At 40.3% G+C, this 15560-nt stretch carries 12 protein-coding genes; 7 read left to right on the forward strand and 5 right to left on the reverse strand.

The annotated features are described in order from the left end of the window. Positions 1 to 1283 (reverse strand): DUF6377 domain-containing protein (locus AC1DQW_RS24280; RefSeq protein WP_477456415.1); only part of this gene is annotated, 1283 nt, incomplete at its 3' end. A 610-nt stretch (positions 1284 to 1893) separates the two neighbouring features. On the opposite strand from AC1DQW_RS24280, the gene AC1DQW_RS24285 reads away from it, so the two are divergent. The 3 genes from AC1DQW_RS24285 to AC1DQW_RS24295 all read left to right on the forward strand — a co-directional run bounded on the left by AC1DQW_RS24285 (position 1894) and on the right by AC1DQW_RS24295 (position 4444). Further along, positions 1894 to 2244, forward strand: coding sequence for an RNA recognition motif domain-containing protein (locus tag AC1DQW_RS24285; RefSeq protein ID WP_477414139.1), 351 nt, complete (start codon positions 1894 to 1896; stop codon positions 2242 to 2244). A gap of 433 nt (positions 2245 to 2677) precedes the next feature. Then, positions 2678 to 3286, forward strand: coding sequence for a hypothetical protein (locus AC1DQW_RS24290; RefSeq protein WP_477456416.1), 609 nt, complete (start codon positions 2678 to 2680; stop codon positions 3284 to 3286). Between the two features lie 102 nt (positions 3287 to 3388). Continuing rightward, the gene (locus tag AC1DQW_RS24295; protein WP_477456417.1) at positions 3389 to 4444 is read left to right on the forward strand and encodes an AI-2E family transporter; all 1056 of its coding nucleotides are present in this window, start codon (positions 3389 to 3391) and stop codon (positions 4442 to 4444) included. 70 nt (positions 4445 to 4514) lie between these two features. Here AC1DQW_RS24295 and AC1DQW_RS24300 read toward each other — a convergent pair whose 3' ends face one another. Further along, positions 4515 to 6251 (reverse strand): phospho-sugar mutase, encoded by a 1737-nt coding sequence (locus AC1DQW_RS24300; protein WP_477456418.1) that lies wholly within the window; start codon positions 6249 to 6251, stop codon positions 4515 to 4517. A gap of 314 nt (positions 6252 to 6565) precedes the next feature. Between AC1DQW_RS24300 and AC1DQW_RS24305 the strand changes: the two genes are divergently transcribed. From AC1DQW_RS24305 to AC1DQW_RS24320, 4 genes are all read left to right on the forward strand, one after another. After that, on the forward strand, positions 6566 to 7321 hold the full coding sequence (locus AC1DQW_RS24305; protein WP_477456419.1) for an SDR family oxidoreductase: 756 nt from the start codon (positions 6566 to 6568) through the stop codon (positions 7319 to 7321). Between the two features lie 86 nt (positions 7322 to 7407). Next, positions 7408 to 7989, forward strand: coding sequence for a TetR/AcrR family transcriptional regulator (locus tag AC1DQW_RS24310; RefSeq protein ID WP_477456420.1), 582 nt, complete (start codon positions 7408 to 7410; stop codon positions 7987 to 7989). A gap of 72 nt (positions 7990 to 8061) precedes the next feature. Continuing rightward, on the forward strand, positions 8062 to 9960 hold the full coding sequence (locus AC1DQW_RS24315) for an AAA domain-containing protein (protein WP_477456421.1): 1899 nt from the start codon (positions 8062 to 8064) through the stop codon (positions 9958 to 9960). Between the two features lie 147 nt (positions 9961 to 10107). Continuing rightward, a complete protein-coding gene (locus AC1DQW_RS24320) occupies positions 10108 to 10626 on the forward strand; it encodes a DinB family protein (RefSeq protein ID WP_477456422.1) in 519 nt (172 codons plus the stop codon). A gap of 132 nt (positions 10627 to 10758) precedes the next feature. Here the strand turns inward: AC1DQW_RS24320 and AC1DQW_RS24325 are convergent, their stop codons facing one another. The 3 genes from AC1DQW_RS24325 to AC1DQW_RS24335 are packed head-to-tail and all read right to left on the reverse strand — an operon-like array spanning position 10759 to position 15559. Beyond that, a complete protein-coding gene (locus AC1DQW_RS24325; protein ID WP_477456423.1) occupies positions 10759 to 12090 on the reverse strand; it encodes a TldD/PmbA family protein in 1332 nt (443 codons plus the stop codon). 7 nt (positions 12091 to 12097) lie between these two features. After that, positions 12098 to 13735 carry a TldD/PmbA family protein gene (locus AC1DQW_RS24330; RefSeq protein ID WP_477456424.1) on the reverse strand — a complete coding sequence of 546 codons (1638 nt, stop codon included), beginning with the start codon at positions 13733 to 13735 and terminating at the stop codon, positions 12098 to 12100. A gap of 36 nt (positions 13736 to 13771) precedes the next feature. Then, positions 13772 to 15559, reverse strand: a complete 1788-nt coding sequence (locus tag AC1DQW_RS24335; protein WP_477456425.1) for a hypothetical protein — start codon at positions 15557 to 15559, stop codon at positions 13772 to 13774. Position 15560: the final 1 nt, after the last annotated feature.

A 15560-nucleotide genomic window follows, 5' to 3' on the forward strand; every position in this document is an offset into this window, starting at 1 on the left:
CTTATGAGGGTATGAATAGTATCGTACTTTTTCATAGAAAGCTTGGCATCAATGGATATTTTTAATTTCTCGAGCTTTAATATATATCCGGAAATCGCTTTAAAAAACTGGCCAATATATTCTTCTTTAATTTTAGCGTCTTCAATAAGCTTTCCATTGATTTCGTTTAACTGCGCATTTTTACTCTCAATTATCCGCTCCTTTATTTTTAACTTATTAAGCTGTTTAAATATCATTACCAGGAAAAACACCACCAGCAATGCCAGCGCGGTTATTACGATCAGGAATACCAGGAACTTATTTTTTTGATGCTCGGAATTATTAAGCTCAGCGGCGGCAATTAAAGGTAAAATTGAGCCAATCTGCATCTTTCGTTGTCGTGCTCCATAAAAATCAGCATCCTCTTTTGCCAGTTGTATAAAGCTGTAAGCATCTTTTATATTGCCATTTTTATATAACAAATCGGCCACGGTATAAAGTGCTACAGTCTCTTTTGTTGATGATTTGATATCGGCTATAGCCGACTGGATCATAAAGTTAAGGCCTTCTTGCTGCTGCTGGTTGTTCTCTAAATAAATCATACCCAACGAACAGGAAACCATTGCCCGTAAGTGCATGGTTATAGGCATGTTTTTTTCAAGGAGTTTGTTGAACCATACTTTACCTTCCTCATATTTTTTTTCTTGTTGCTTTTCCAGGCCAAGCAAATAATAACGGCTTATATAGTCGGTACCACAAAAAGATATAGCCGAATCGGTAAATGTGTTACCGGCTTCAATATAGCTTGGCGTAAAATATTTATCGTTGCTGTAATTAGCCAAATCATAATTACATCTGCCTAAAAAAACATAGTAATCTATTTTAGCCGGATTGTCTAATACCTTTACATCCACTTTATTCAAAAAATAAAAAGCTTCATGAAACATGCCCGACGATAACAAAATGAAAGCCATTTTTACATAACTATAATACTCCCTGGGTTTATTACCCGTAAGTTTACTTACGGCTATCATTTTGTCGACATAAACATAAGCCGAATCAAACTGGTAAGATTTGTATTCGCTGTATAGCTTGTTCCAGGTATAAAAGTTACCATCATAGTCTGTTTTTGATAGCCTGGATTGATATTGTTTCAACTTTCTTATTCTATGCTCTTTATTATTATCATAAACATTTTTTTTGGCTATCTCATTTTTCAACTCATCAATCAAATTGTCTGTAACATTTAATGCAGATACCGAAAAGCTTGTTAATAAAAAAAACAGGCAGAAGTAATATTTCATTTTGTAGATATTCAATAGGTTATACAGTAAAATAGTTAATTAATAACAAGCCCCATTGTCGCAAGTGATGCTTAAAATTAATTTTTATATACCAAATGTTAATTCATAATAAACAGAAACGGTTGATGAATGCTAAAACACACGATTTTTTTATAACAAAGGCCATCGCTTTAAGCATATTACAAAATACGACTTCACAAAAAAACCGTCCCCATCAATCACAAATGACTAAGTTGTTTTTGGTCTTATCATAAAATTTAATTGCTGGTTTATATTTCAAATATATACAATAGTGCAAATGTTATTAACCACCCAACCTATTATGTTTAATTAAATTTGTAAAAAGGTTATGCATAAGTAATTAAAAATTAAGCGAAGTCAATTTTTAATCCACTTTGCGGTGGGTTCGGTTTAAAGTCGGAAAAGCTTCTAAATCAGACCCCGGGATGTAATTTTGCCGTTTGAATTGCTTATGTTTTAAAAATTTAAGGATATGTAGTTTTTATCTCACTACCTTTGAAAAAATAATGTTAATTCTGCTGAATTAAAATGAAACGAAAAACACATTCGTTCGTTTACAATTAACTTTAAAACTGAATCAAAGCTTATAATGATAAAATTATTCGTCGGGGGGTTCCCTTTAGATATGACCGAGCTCGATCTTGTTAAGATGATCAATTTACATGGTGAGGTAGTTACCATTAAAATTGTGCGGGATAAAAAAACAAGGATCTGCAAGGGCTACGCCTTCCTGGAAATGAAAGACCGTGAAGGGGCGGAAAACGCTGTTAATGCATTGGACGGCACTCCAATTGCAGACAGGATTTTAAATGTTAAAATTAATGAAGAAACACCCGTAAAGCCGGTAGCGCCGAAAAGGTTTTTTGGTAATAGTAATAATAACAACTTTAAAAAGCCTGCCGAAACCGTAAGAAACAAAAGGCCAAGGAGAACAACTTAATAATTAAATTAGATTGTAAGCTATTGCGGCATTTTAATTACCCTCAACATCTGAATCAGAAATATATAGCATGATGAATAAGGGTGTTACTAATGTATACGTGCAAATTATTTAGCAACTCCCAATCTCCATAAATGCTATGCCCCTGCCTCATTTTGCGATGCAAATGAAGCAGGGGTACGACCCTTAATTCTGGTTTTTTATTGTGCTAACAGTTCTGTAGGTAACATTGTGTATTAATTTCAACAATTAATCCGCCACATTGTCAATAACACACTGATTGTCAGTGTGAATCAAAGCCAAAAAAAATGTATAATCAGTTTACATTTTTTGTTGAATTTAACCAATTACTCTCCTAAACGGCCGATTACAAGCTCTGGCCGGCAAAACGGCATTTTGATTGTGACAATTCCCTTTTTAGTCATTAGGGAATATGCGAAGGTATACTGTTGTCACAACATACTTTTTTATTAAGTTAGCCTTCTTTGCAATAATTTGTTGCAAACCCTTTGTGGCATGTTCTCAATCTTCCAAGCCAGGTTCAATTGAATATTTAAAGTTTTGTAATGGGCTTAAAAAGATTACTTTAGGAACTGATATATTTAATATCCCGGCTTACAAGTTATCCTATCTTGATGGAGACAACAGCCTTGATGCTGATAGTTGTTTAAAATATGTGTATGATGATGACAACCTGTTAGCTCTTGGTGATGGTATAAAACTCGACCTCATTGGTATTCGTACTTACAAAGGTAAGATTCTTAATATCTACTTGTTTTTCCAAAGAAATGTTGCTTATAAAATATTAGATAATTTTATTAAATCCTATGGTCAGTTTACCGGCAGGCCTGATAATTACAGAGATATATATAATTGGGATTCAAGCAGGGTCAGTTTGTCCTTACAATTTGAATGTAAGGTCGAACTGGGTATAGCCGTTTTTACCTGCAACGAGCTAAAAAGTAAAATAGAAATAGAAAAGCAAAATTCTTTGGTACGGGAAGGCTACCAGACGCTTTCTTTATCTGGCTTTCTGTTTTGATAATTAAGCTTTCATATTCAATTAATAGCAATTTACCATTCCCTAAAACTTTTAGCTGTATTTATTGTCCCCTAACTGTACCTTTTTTTCATTTGGGATAGTATGACAATCAAAAACAATCAGCCTGAAAATAAAACCGCCAAAGAAGAACTTTCCTATATTCAAAAGGTATGGCATACAGTAGCCATTGTTGCACTTTTGGTTGTAGTGATCCTGATTGCGCGTGTTGCCTTCAATGTATTGTTGATGGTGCTTGCCGGAATCCTGATCTCTGTTTATTTTCACGGGTTTGGTGACCTGATTCAACGGAAAACAAATTGGAAGCGCCGCATTTGCATGGCAATTTCCATAGGTGGCACCTTTGCAATATTAGCTGTGCTTTTTTGGATCATGGGCACTAAGATCTCAAACCAGGTGGCTATTTTAAGCGATACACTCCCCCATACTATCAGCAACGCTAAAATAAAAATGGCCGAAACATCAATAGGCAAAAAAATCCTGGAATACCTTTCTGATGATAATTCAGATGCATTAATGACTACAGCAAAATCGTTCTTCAATACAAGTTTTGGTGTTTTGGGCAATCTTTATATCATTTTGTTCCTCGCTATATTTTTCACATCCGATCCTAATTTATATAAAGATGGTTTAATAAAGCTGGTACCAGATAGTAGGAAACCCCTTGCTCACCAAGTAATTGACCGCATCAGCTACGCCCTTAAAGGCTGGTTAAAAGGGATGATGTTAGCTATGATACTGGTTTTTATTTTGCTTTCTATAGGTTTAGGCATCATGAGCATCCCGGTAGCTCTTGTTCTTGCCCTGCTTACCGCGCTACTCAAGCTCATTCCAAACTTTGGTTCACTGGCGGCCATGATCCCCGGAGTGTTACTTGCTTTAACCATAAGTACAAATACAGCAATTATTGTGGCCTTAATTTACATTGTAACGCAAACCGTTGTAAGTAATATTGTAACCCCAATAATTCAGAATAAAATGATTAACCTCCCACCTGCTTTAACCATACTTGCACAGGTACTTATGGGTACTTTATCGGGGGTTTTAGGCATTATCCTGGCAGTACCCTTACTGGCTATTGTTATGATTTTAGTTGATGAGCTATATGTGAAGAAGATGAACGATACTGGCGCTGTATAAAACATTACCCAACAAAAAAATCCCGGACCATTGCCCGGGATCTCTTTTATTATCCAAACGTAAATTTAAATTATACGCCCAGATCTTTCATAATAGAATCTATTTTAGCTTCCAGTTGCTTATCGGTTTCGGCATAAGCCGCTTTGTTAGCCAGCTTACCGTTAACACTGCAATAGAACTTGATTTTGGGTTCGGTACCAGATGGACGGGCAGAAATGATACTCCCATCCGCGGTAATAAACTGCAGAACATCCGATGTTGGCAATTCAATAGCCGATGTGGTATTGGTGTTGAGGTTGGTTTCAATCCTGTTTTCGTAGTCTTTCAAAGTAATAACCTTTGAACCACCCAACGTAGCCGGCGGATTATCCCTGAACTTTTCCATCATAGCTTTAATTTCTTCGGCGCCGGTTTTACCCTTTTTGGTGATCGAGATCAGTTTTTCCTTGTAAAAACCATATTGAACATATGTATCTAACAATGCTTCAAACAGGCTGCTGCCTTTATCTTTATAATAAGCGGTCATTTCGGCAATAAAAGCGCATGATATTATCGCGTCTTTATCCCTTACCAGTTCGCCAATTAAATAACCGTAGCTTTCTTCGCCACCACCAATAAAGGTTTGTTTACCTTCAAACTTAGTCATTAACTCGCCTATGTATTTAAAACCGGTTAAGGTATTATAATAGGTTACGTTTTTGGCTTTGGCTATTTCTTCAATCAGGTTTGAAGTTACAATGGTTTTAACAATGTATTCCTTACCGGTGAGCTTACCTTTTTCTTCCCAGGCGCTTAGCAGGTAATTAATAAGCATACTGCCGGTTTGATTACCGTTTAGCAGGATGAATTCATCATCGGTATTTTTTACGGCGATACCCACACGGTCGGCATCAGGATCAGTTGCCAGTACCAGGTCGGCATCAACTTCCTGCGCCTTTTTAAGCGCAAGTGTTAAAGCTTCCTTTTCTTCGGGATTTGGATAAATTACTGTAGGGAAGTTTCCATCAGGAGTGATTTGCTCATTAACCAATATCACATTCTCAAACCCAAAACGCTCCAACGCCTGTGGCACCAAAGTAATACCGGTACCGTGGATGGGCGAATAAACAATCTTAAGGTCCTTTTGGCGCTGTATAGCTTCTGGTGACACAGAAAGCTTCGTGATCTCGTCTAAATAAAGGTTATCTATCTCCTCGCCTATTTCTTCAATATTGGCATCAACGCGATTAAATTTGATTTCATCAATGCTGGCAATTTTAGCAACCTCGTCCATTACAGCTTTATCATGCGGCGATACAAACTGGCCGCCATCGGCACCATAAGCTTTGTATCCGTTATACTCTTTAGGGTTATGAGAGGCAGTTAACATTACCCCGCTTTTGCAACCAAAATGGCGTACAGCAAAAGAAAGCTCAGGTGTTGGGCGCAACGCTTTAAAGAAATAAACATGAATATCATTTGCCGAAAAAACTTCGGCAGTTATATTCGAGAACAGATTGGCATTGTTGCGGCTATCGTGGGCTATGGCTACTTTAACTTTTTCGCCCGGATATGTTTTTTTAAGGTAATTGGCTAAGCCCTGCGTAGCAGCGCCAATGGTGTATTTATTGATACGGTTTGAGCCCGGCCCCATTGTTCCGCGCAAACCGCCGGTTCCAAACTCCAGGTCGCGGTAAAACGAATCTGTTAACTCGGTATATGCCTTTTTATCAAGTAACGCCTGAATTTCCTGTTTAACATCAGCGTCATAATTTCCCTGAAGCCAGGTATTCACTTTTTGAAGAATAGATGGGTCTAAGTCCTGCATTTTTTAAATAGATTATGGGTAAACATGTAGTGTAACAAATATGATAATAAAATGTGTGTTTAAAAGTGAGATCGAAAAATCTATTGCATTTAAAGCACCGGCATTATTTAACCTGGCTAAATGTAAGATTTTCTTCAATTATCTGTCATTATAAAAAATTACCTTCTTGTTATTTTTTCAATAAATTTCATTCCTGCTGTTTGTAAGTCAAATGTCATCATCAGAAAAAACAAAAGATTTATTTTGGAATGATCGTTTCAGTATAGTTATATTTGATCTGTCAAACAAAAACAACAACAATAAAAAATAAAACAATGAGTAATTTAACAAACAAAGTTGCCGTAGTTACAGGTGGTAATAGCGGTATTGGATATGCAACTGCCAAAGAATTAGCATCAAAAGGTGCCCGCGTGGTTATTAGCGGCAGGAACGCCGCAACAGTAGGCAAAGCAGCGGCAGAACTTGGTGTAACCGGCATCGTATCCGACCAGGCAATGTTAAACCAGATTGATAATCTTGTAGCCGAAGTTAAAAACCAGTTTGGTAAAGTGGATATTCTTTTCCTGAATGCCGGGGTAGCCCTTTTTAGCCCACTCGCATCTGCAACCGAAGAGCACTATGATACCATGATGAATTTAAATGTTAAAGGCGTTTACTTCACTGTTCAAAAATTCCTGCCCATTATTAATGATGGCGGTTCAATTATATTTAACGCATCGGTAAATGCAGCGTTAGGCGCACCGGATAGCAGTGTATACGCAGCAAGCAAAGCAGCCCTCCTGTCATTCACCAAAGTATTTGCCCGCGAGCTTGCTTCCCGCAAAATACGTGTTAATTCTGTATCTCCGGGCCCGGTTGAAACCCCACTATATGGTAAACTTGGTTTAACTGAAGAAGAAGTTAATGGATTTGGTACAGTGTTGAGCCAAAGGGTACTATTAAACCGTTTTGGTAAATCAGAAGAAATAGCCAACGCAGTAAGGTTCTTAGCCTCAGACGATGCATCATTTATTACCGGTACCGAACTTACAGTCGATGGCGGTTTAACCGTAAATGCTATTATATATTAATCAGGCAGCTTAATAAAGCTTTAGTTTTTTACTCCTATTTGGAACGATTATTTCAAATAGGTAATTTTACATAGGAGGAATTTATTATGGCCAGGAAAAAAGAATTTGATGAAGATAAGTTGCTCGATAAAGCCGTTAATTTATTTTGGGATAAGGGCTATCATGCCACATCAGCGCAGGATCTGGTAGATGGGTTGGGAATAAACCGTTCAAGCCTTTACAATACCTATACCGATAAAAAAACGCTTTTTACAAAATCATTAAGGCAATACCAGTCAAAAAATACAAATGCAGTACTTTCGATGCTGAAAAATGCCGGTAATGCCGAAGAAGCAATAACACAGCTTCTGTATGCTGTTATTAAGGAAAGCGAAGAAGACACACTTGCAAAGGGCTGCTTTATGGTGAATACTGCTGTTGAGCTATCCAGCCACGATAAAGAAATTGGTGAGTTGGTGAATAAGAATAACCTGAGCGTGGAAGATGCGCTGGCCCAAATAATAGAAAAAGGCCAGCACGACAGACAATTTAAAACAACAACTAATTCAAGGGCCTTGGCAAGATTTATTTTTAGCACCATCGGCGGTCTACGAGTGTCGGCACGGGCGGGAGCCGGCAGGGAGGTATTGGAAGATATTGTGACGGTGGCTTTGTCTGCCTTACATTAAGTTTGATGAATTGGCAGTTAGCTTGTAGCCTTCCGTATTAAGCCTTTAGCTTTTATATTACCTTTGCAGCCGATGGATTATTTTAAAAAGCTGCTCGATCTGCTGAACAAAGAAAAAGAAGAAGACCGTAGTGCTTACCTCAAACTAACAGAAAATACCTCGGCAGCCGATCGCCGTGCGCAGGGTCTCAGCTGGTACCCTATCGCTATCAGGAATACAGAACCCGGCCGGGGCGATTATATTAGTGTAGAGGCAGAACGTACCACACACCAGGATCTATCGCATCAGCTTAGGTTTGGTGTACCGGCTGCTTTATTTTCCAACCACGATCCTAAAAAAGACCGCGTAGAAGGCATCATAACCTACCAGGCCGGCAACAGGCTCAAGATCACTTTATATGCTGATGAGCTGCCCGACTGGAGTCGTGATGGCAAACTTGGGATCGACCTGTTATTTGATAACAACAGTTATGATGAGATGCTGAAAGCCATTAAACAGGCATCAGCATTAAACGAAAAACCGAAAGAAGGCAGGTTGGTGAATATACTTACCGGCAAAGTTCCTGCTGCTTTTGCCCCGGTTAATATACCTGTTCCTATATCCCGTTTAAACGTTTCACAGTTAGCTGCCGTAAATAAAATTGTTGCGGCGCAGGACTTGGCTATTGTTCACGGTCCGCCGGGCACGGGTAAAACAACAACATTGGTTCAGGCTATCAACTTAATGGTAAAACAAACTCAAAAACAAATACTGGTAGTTGCAGCCAGCAATACCGCTGTTGACCTCTTGAGCGAGAAACTTGCAGATGAAGGCCTAAACGTTTTAAGGATAGGCAATCCAAACCGTGTTTCAGAAAAACTGGTGGCCTTAACACTCGATAGCAAAATGACCGGACATGCGGATAATAAATTGATCCGCACCCTGAAAAAGCAAGCCGGCGCATACAAGGATATGGCCCATAAGTACAAGCGCAGTTTTGGCAAAGCAGAGCGCGATCAGCGTAAAGCACTTTTTAATGAGGCTCATAAGATCATGAAGGACGTAGCCCTTACCGAGCAACATATTATTGATGACCTGGTAAGCAAAGCGCAGGTGATTACTGCTACACTGGTTGGCTCCAATCATTATACCATTCGCGACGTAAAATTTGATACCGTTGTAATAGATGAGGCCGGCCAGGCCCTTGAACCGGCTTGCTGGATCCCTATCCTGAAAGCTCAAAAGGTAATATTAGCGGGCGACCATTTACAGCTTCCTCCTACTATTAAATCACCCGAAGCTGCCAAGGCAGGCTTGAGTACTACCCTGCTCGAAAAATGCGTAGCCCTTCATCCTGAAGCTGTGGTTTTATTAGATGAGCAATACCGCATGAACGAAGCTATTATGGGCTTTTCATCAAGAGAGTTTTATGAGGATAAGTTAAAGGCGCATGCTTCGGTAGCTAACCGTTTACTTTTTAATGGCGATATGCCGGTTACTTTTATTGATACGGCCGGCGCCGGTTTTGAAGAACAGCAGGCAGGTACCAGCACTTTTAATCCCGATGAAGCGGCATTGTTATTTAAACATTTAAACAGATTGGTAACAGCAATCGACCCGACAGAAAAGTTCCCGTCTATAGCCATCATATCTCCTTATAAAGAACAGATCAGGGTGCTGAACGATCAGTTACTTAATAACCCGGATTTATTGACCTTTATAGAAAACATTTCGGTAAACACCATCGATAGTTTCCAGGGACAGGAACGGGATGTGGTTTACATCAGTCTTACCCGCAGCAATGCCGGGGGCGAGATTGGTTTCTTATCGGATATCCGCAGGATGAATGTGGCTATGACCAGGGCCCGCAAAAAGCTGGTTGTTATTGGCGATAGCGCGACTCTTACCAGGTTGAAATTTTACGCCGATTTTATTGATCATGCCGAAAAACTGGGTGGGTATCAAAGCGCCTGGGAATATGCGGAGGATTAAAAAATGTCGCATATCGCCCTCAGGTAGTCGCTTACGCACATCTTCAATATTAATTACGATGAGTATTTTTACGAAAAACAATACAAGCTGCTTCTGTTTCAAATAGCCTGTTGACAATAGCATTGTAAGTAAAATTAACCAAGAAATATGATCAAAATTGGCCGCCCTAATATTGAGGATGCACCTTCGTGGTATCCATATTTTTTTAATTTAGTTAAAGGCGATGAGCTGATCGGGGCTTTGCAAAGCAACAAACAGCAAATGCTCGACCTGATCAACTCGATCCCGTCAACAGCAGAAAACCATAGATACGCCGAAGATAAATGGACAGCGAAACAGGTTTTCATTCACCTTGCCGATGACGAACGATACTTTGCCTACAAGGCTTTTTGTTGTTCAAGGCAGGTAGATGTATACCTGGAAGTTCCGCAAGGCGAAGATTACAACCGGGATTTTAATGCAACCAACCGAACATTAAATGATATAGCCGAAGAATTAATAACGATCAGGGAAGCTACTATCAGCCTTTTTAAGCACATGACCGATGCGATGCTGGATTTCAAATTTGACGGGGTGCCGGTTTATACAGCAAGAAGTTTAGGTTGGATGGCTGTTGGGCATAATATCCATCATTGCAATCTTTTAAGGGAAAAGTATCTTGGATAAGGGGCGCGGCTGGACAAACGTACCCATTCCGGCGGAACACCCATATCGCTTATAATGTCAGTAATATATCAAATGTAAAAGGCTTTAAATGGGATAGCCGGTAGCTATCCCATGTATTTTAATATGGTTTATTTAAACCGCGTCTGACAGTGAGCTAAATGTAAAATCCCTGATCTTTAGCGGTGGTATCAGGTAGCTGCGGTAACTCTCAACACTGATGCTGCGTTCCTGCTTACCAAGGGCTTCCAGGTTATTCAGCATAATAACCGGGCTTTCATTAAAGCGGAAGTTTTTAACCGGGAACTTGATTTTACCATTCTCGATATAAAACGTACCGTCGCGGGTAAGCCCGGTTAGCAATAATGACTGTGGATCAACCATACGGATGTACCACAGGCGAGAAACCAATATCCCTCTTTCGGTGCTTTTGATCAGATCCTCAATACTGGCATCGCCACCATCCATAATGATATTACCAGGACCGGGCATTGGCTTTACGCCCTTTTTATCGGCCCAATAACGCGAATAGCTCAGGTTTTTAACTACGCCCTTATCTATCCACATTGTTTTTTCACGGGGCAAACCTTCGCCGCTCCAGGTTGATGAAGGCAGATCAGGATTAAACGGATCGGAGTAAATATTTACTTTTGGGTCTACCAGTTGCTCACCCAGTCGGGTACCTCCACCCTTCTTACTTAAAAAGCTGCGACCTTCCTCGGCACTTCGGGCATCAAAGCGAAACATGTTCTCCAGCATATAAGTAGCCGCAACCGGTTCCAGTATCACAGTATATTTTCCGGGCTCAATGGCTTTGGCTCCGGATGAACTTAAACATTTGCCGGCCGCAACTTTGGTAGCGGTAAATGTATCCAGCTTATTTACATCTGTAAACCCTTTTGCGGCATAACCCGAAGCAGTACCTGCCTCGTTGCGTGTAGTTACCGAAAAAGTAACATCGTTGCCTTTATTATAAGCAAATAAACCCTTTGAATTCATCATCGCGTTAAAACTGGTTGAATTTTCAAGGAAACCAGCTGCGGTAAGTTTAGCTTCTTTGGTAACCGATAGGCTTTTAGCCACCAGTCCGGCACGGCTATCGGGTGTCATCCCGGCTGTATTTGCATTGTAAGTAACAGAATCCGGAAAATCATGCGGACCCAACATCGGCATGTATTCCGGGTTAGCAGGTGCTAACTGTGCAAGTTCTTCAGACCGGCGCACTACTCTTTCCAACGCGGCATCATCAAACTCATCGATGGTGGTAGTACCTGCTTTTTTCCCAAAAACAGACGTTACAGATAGCCCGATAGTACTGATATCGCCTGCCGTAGATACAGCGTTTAACGCATAACGGATATTACCACCTTCGCTTCCATTTACACTCACCTCGCACTCTTCGGCTTTTGAATAGGCAAGCACTTTCTTTAATAAAGCCTGTGCTTCTTCTTTATTTAATATTGGCATAATTCAGTTATCCGATCTTTCTTTTAGTGTTGATTACATTAACTCCCTTAAACAGCGCGGTTGAAGCGCCATGCGATACCGCGCTTGATTGCGCCGGCTGACCTTTACCATCATTAAAAGCACCGCCTAAACGATAATCCCGCTCGTCGCAAACTTGAGCACAAGAGTTCCAGAATTCCTGTGTATTGGCCTGGTAAGCCACATCATTAAGCATCCCCGCTATTTTACCATCTTTTATCTCGTAAAATAGCTGACCTCCAAACTGGAAGTTATAGCGCTGCTGATCGATAGAGAAAGAACCATCGCCTATGATGTAAACGCCTTTTTCCACATTTTTGATCATTTCGTCGACACTCAAAGGCGTTTTTCCTGGCTGCAGGGAAACATTCGGCATGCGTTGAAATTGTACATCCTGCCAGCTTTGAGAGTAGCAACATCCCTGTGACTCATTTAAACCTATAATATGTGCCTGGTCGCGGATGGCCTGGTAATTTACCAGCACACCATCTTTAATGATATCCCATTTTTTACATTTAACGCCTTCATCATCATAACCTACCGCGCCTAAAGAGCCTACCTGGGTTTTATCGCCCACTATATTTACGGCCTTGCTGCCGAAGTTAAACTTGCCCGATTTCCATTTATCCAATGTAAGGAAGCTGGTACCGGCAAAATTTGCCTCGTAACCTAAAACACGGTCAAGTTCGGTGGGGTGGCCAACAGATTCGTGGATAGTTAACCACAAGTGCGATGGGTCGAGCACCAGGTCGTATTTGCCCGGCTCTACCGATTTTGCCTTCAGCTTATCGCCAGCCTGTTTGGTTGCAAATTTCATATCCTCAATCATATCATAGCGCTTTTTGTATCGGGTGGTAATGCCCAAAACTTTTTCGCTATCCAGCGGATCAAGGTACTCATAACCCATACCAACCGGTGAGCTTAGGGATCTGCGGGTTTCAAATGATCCGGCTGTTGGGTCTATTTTGGTAACATTAAAACTTGGGTAAAGCCGGTGCACATCCTGGTCGATATAAGAACCATCCGTTGATGCAAAATACTTTTGTTCATTAACCGCAAACATAATGGAGTTTACAAAATTGGCCCCGCCTGCCATTGCCACACCATTTGCATTTAATAACAGATCAACCTTTTCTTTGATAGGTACTTCAAAAGCATTCTTTGTTAACGGTGTTTTCCAGCTTACTTCGCCATAACCTTTTTGTGGAGCAAGCTGTACCGGCGCCCCGCCAATCTTAGCATTGGCTTTAGCTACCGCCACTGCTTTTAAAGCGGTTTTAGCCATGCCTTCTTTGGTTACATCATTGGTAGCGGCAAAGCCCCAGCATCCGTTTGCAATAACCCTGATGCCTATGCCGTACGATTCGGTATTGGCCACGTTGATAACCTTGTTTTCGCGGGTAACCACAAACTGGTTAAGGTAACGGCCAATACGCACATCGGCATACGTTGCCCCATTTGATTTGGCAGTGTTTAAAGCTACATCTGCAAGTTCTTTTTTAATCTTTACATCAACGCTTTCCAGCGCCTGCGAAGGATCAATAGTTTTACCAAGTGCATTTATACCGGGCAGTACTAACGCACTTGCACCCATGCCCGTTAAATAAATAAAGTCACGTCTTCTCAAAGTATATTCCTCCTTTTTAGTAGTTGTATTTTATAGTTACAGAAACTTAGCCTCCACCCACAAAAACACACAGGCTATTATTAGCAAAACATAAAAATATATTTTACTTACAGCAATAGTGGCTTTTTCATGTATCTGTTTCGTTACATTAGTATTAATCCCGTTTTGAACGGTGTATGCCTTTGTATCAGCTTGCTTTTTTATCGCCCGGATGCTCTTCCATTCATCACTTTTAAATACATAAAACCAATTTAAAAGGCCATTAACCTGCTTTGCTGACTGCCAGCCTGGACTTTTAGGCCAATAAGTAGTTTTCCATTGAAAGGGTATCAGATCATTTTGTTGCGGAGCTACTACGGCCTCACCTATTTTAATTGCCGACGGATTTACCGCGCTTTCCAACTGCAACTGGACAGGGTTTGATAACGAAGGTATTGCCGATAGTACATTCCAGGTTTCGGTTACAGGAGTTTTTCGCGCCGCTTTGATAATCAATAACGACCATAAGTTTGAATAATCAGTTTTATTGCCATTCAGCATCCAGCTAAATGTGTTATTTAAAGGTGTAAATACAAGTTTCCCGGCACCGGCTAATGTTCTACCCGCTAAAATATGACCATGCTCATCGCTTACTAAGGGCTGCATATTATTTTGATTATCAAGGTAAATTAAACCAGCACTTAATTTGGCAGATTTTTGGGTTTTACCTTGCAACATAAGGGATACCGGCATAGGATCTTTTACAGCTAACCGATCTGAAGGAAAATCGCGCTGTAGCCACGAATTTGAACGTAAAGTACTATCGGCCCTAACAATCACGCCCAAACCATTTTGGGTTACCTCGTGCTGTAATGCAACAGTCTCTGCTCCACTTAACGTCTTTAATACCGATAGATCGCCTATCAATACATCAAACTTATCAAGCACCGAAGCAGAAAGATGATCGAGCGGGAACTGCTCCAGGTTGATAAACTCTTTGTTGAATTTATTTTTGCTGATAGCAGAACGAACAGCAATGGCATGCCCTTGCCCGGCTAACCAGTTTTTTAAAAACCTGGTTTCAAAATCGGGCGATGCGGTTAGCATCAGCACTTTTAAAGGTTTTGCCGGTTCAATTTGCACAGGGATAATTTCCTTTGCAATAGTATCATCCGCTCCTGCAATTGCCAGTAAATTATAGATATTCCTGCCTGTATTTTTAGGGATAGTACTTAGATTAAACCCCGCGGTAGCTTCCGCCCCTATAACCATCGAATCTAACCCGGTACTTAAACCTTTCAATATAAGTTTTATCTTTTTTGCAGATACATTTTTAAAACTCCCCCGGATAGTTAACTCATCACCCACCCTTAATTTCTCATTCCAACTTATGGCGGTAATCCCCTCATTAATTGGCTCCGGATTAAATATAACCGGTAAATGACCTAATTGCTGCAGATCTTCTTTATCTAAGCCATTGCCTAAAATACGTAATTGAGTTATATTAGAATCATTGGCTAAATCATCAGCGCTATTTAGCAAAACAGCCCTGCGAATCTCCTTGCCTATGCTTTTATCCAAAGTAAAGAGCCCTTCTTTATTATAACTGCTTAAACTATCTGTATTGAAACCATCCGTTAGTAAAATAGCTTCAACCCTATCCCGTCTGTTTGTATCAGCCTGGTAAGTTAACGGTAACACAATGCAAGCCAGCGCAACTATCACTACAATAACCGCTGTAATACGCAGAAATAAATGTGCTTTATTAAAACGGGTATACTCCTTCCATACTGCAAAAGCTGCCAGTAAAATGCAAATGACGATAACAATGGTGCTCCAGTTCATT

The sequence above is a fragment of the Mucilaginibacter sp. P5_A4 genome (assembly GCF_056400605.1).